This window comes from Actinobaculum sp. oral taxon 183 str. F0552 (genome assembly GCF_000466165.1).
Classification (GTDB): Bacteria; Actinomycetota; Actinomycetes; order Actinomycetales; family Actinomycetaceae; genus Peptidiphaga.
Window position 1 is genome coordinate 47104 of the sequence record NZ_KE951411.1, and the last position, 2507, is coordinate 49610.

Sequence of the window (2507 nt, forward strand, 5' to 3'; positions counted from 1 at the left end):
ACGGGCAGGCAGGTGGCGGCGACCGCCACTCTCGCGGCAGCGGAGATCAGCAAGGAGCACGCTCCGATCTCCGCCACGGTCGTCGTCGACGCGCCCGACGACGCGCGCGAGCACCTGGAGGGCTTTCCCTCGCCGCTGGTGTTCTTCTCCAGCGGCGAGGGCGAATCCGCGTCGGACCGCGGACCGGGCCTGTCGGACGGGAACGCCCGAACCCTTCTGGAGGCCATGGCCCACGGCTCCGACGTCGTCACGCCGTTGAGCTTCACGGCGGCCCTGGTGAGGAAGGCGCGATCCGACAGAATGCGCATCGTGCTCCCCGAATCCGATGACGACCGCATCCTGCGCGCGGCGGCCGAGTGCCTTCAGCGAGGCGTGGCCGACATCGTCCTGCTCGGCGAGGCCGACGCGGTCGAGGCGCGCGCGGCCGAACTCGGCCTGGACGTCTCCGGCGCCTCGATCGTCTCCGTGAACGACCCCGAGCGCCTCGACGCCTACGCCGAGGAGTTCGCCCGGCTGCGCGCGAAGAAGGGGGTCACCTACGAGCAGGCGCTCGAAACCGTGCGGGACATCTCCTACTTCGGCACGATGATGGTGCACATGGGCGACGCCGACGGCATGGTCTCGGGCGCCGCCCACACGACCGCCCACACGATCGTCCCGTCCTTCCAGATCATCAAGACCAAGCCCGGCACGTCGATCGTCTCCTCCGTCTTCCTCCTCCTCATGGCGGATCGCGTCTTCGCCTACGGCGACTGCGCGGTCAACACGAATCCGTCTCCGGACGAGCTCGCCAGCATCGCCGTCTCCTCCGCCGAGACGGCGGCAGGCTTCGGGGTCGAACCCCGCGTGGCCATGCTCTCCTACTCGACGGGCGATTCGGGCAAGGGCCCCGACGTCGACGCCGTCGCCGAGGCGACCCGCCTGGCCAGGCAGAAGCGCCCCGACCTGCTCATCGAGGGCCCGATCCAGTACGACGCGGCCGTCGACGCCGCCGTCGCGGCCAAGAAACTGCCCGGGTCCCCCGTCGCCGGACGGGCGACCGTCTTCGTCTTCCCCGACCTCAACGCGGGGAACATCGGGTACAAGGCCGTGCAGCGCTCTTCGGGCGCCGTCGCGGTCGGCCCCGTCCTCCAAGGCCTCAACAAGCCGGTCAACGACCTCTCGCGCGGCGCGCTCGTCGAGGACATCGTCAACACCATCGTCATCACGGCCATCCAGGCCCAGCAGAAGTAAGCTCGCTATCCAAGGATCCGCAATGTCAGTTCTCGTCATCAATTCGGGCAGCTCCTCGATCAAATACCAGCTCGTCGACCCCGACACGGGCGAGGCCGTCGCCACCGGCCTGGTCGAGCGCATCGGGGAGGAGAACGGCCTCATCCGCCACACCTACGGGGACCGTGTGCGCGAAATCGAAGGGCCGGTCGCCGATCACGGGGTCGGCTTGGAGACCGCGATCGGCCTGTTCGAGGAGATCGGCCCCTCGCTGACCGACGGCGCGATCAGAGCCGTCGGCCATCGCGTCGTCCAGGGAGGCAAGTACTTCGACGGGCCCGCCCTCATCGACGACGCCGTCCAGGCCAAGATCGAAGAGCTGTGCCCGCTGGCTCCGCTCCACAACCCGGCGCATCTCAAGGGGATCGTCGTGGCGCGGCGGCTTCTGCCCGACGTGCCGCACGTGGTCGTCTTCGACACCGCCTTCTTCCAGAGCCTGCCCGACGAGGCCGCCGTGTACGCGCTCGACCGCGACATCGCGGAGAGATACGAGGTCCGCCGGTACGGCGCCCACGGCACATCCCACCACTACGTCTCGGGGCGGGTCGCCGACATCCTCGGCCGCGACGACCTCAGGCAGATCGTCCTCCACCTGGGCAACGGCGCCTCGGTGTCCGCCGTCGAGAGCGGGCGGGCGGTCGAGACCTCGATGGGCCTGACGCCGCTCGAAGGGCTGGTCATGGGCACCCGCACGGGCGACATCGACCCGGCGGTCGTCTTCCATCTGGCGCGAGTGGGCGGGATGAGCATCGACGAACTCGACACCCTGTTCAACCGCGGCTCCGGCCTGAAGGGACTGACCGGGGAGAACGACATGCGGCTCGTCCGGTCGATGGCCGCCGCGGGCGACGAGCGCGCCAGGACCGCCCTGGACGTCTACGCGCACCGCATCGTCAAGTACATCGGCGCCTACGCGGCGACCATGGGGGGCTTGGACGCCATCACCTTCACCGCGGGCGTGGGGGAGAACGACGCCGATCTGCGGGCGGACGTCATCGGGCGGCTGGAGCCCTTCGGCGTGAAGATCAACCAGGAGCTCAACGCGGCCAGATCGAAGGAGCCGCGCATACTGTCGACCGCGGATTCGCGGGTCGCTGTGCTGGTGGTGCCGACCAACGAGGAGCTGGCCATCGCCCGCCAGGCCATGAGCCTGGTGTGACGCCTTCGCGCGCCGCCGCATCCACCGACCGCGACAACAGCGAACGAACGGCTTAGGGGCGGGTGGGACGACGTCG

The 2507-nt window shown here is 69.5% G+C and carries 2 protein-coding genes; both read left to right on the plus strand.

Annotation, left to right across the window (positions count from 1 at the left end):
* Positions 1 to 1233 (plus strand): phosphate acetyltransferase (gene pta / locus HMPREF0043_RS02405; protein ID WP_021601240.1); only part of this gene is annotated, 1233 nt, incomplete at its 5' end.
* A gap of 22 nt (positions 1234 to 1255) precedes the next feature.
* Positions 1256 to 2431, plus strand: a complete 1176-nt coding sequence (locus tag HMPREF0043_RS02410; protein WP_021601241.1) for an acetate/propionate family kinase — start codon at positions 1256 to 1258, stop codon at positions 2429 to 2431.
* Positions 2432 to 2507: the final 76 nt, after the last annotated feature.

Bases quoted from the DNA above. Each gene is read 5' to 3' on its own strand.
- HMPREF0043_RS02410 (WP_021601241.1), top strand. From the start codon at position 1,256: ATGTCAGTTCTCGTCATCAATTCGGGCAGCTCCTCGATCAAATACCAG.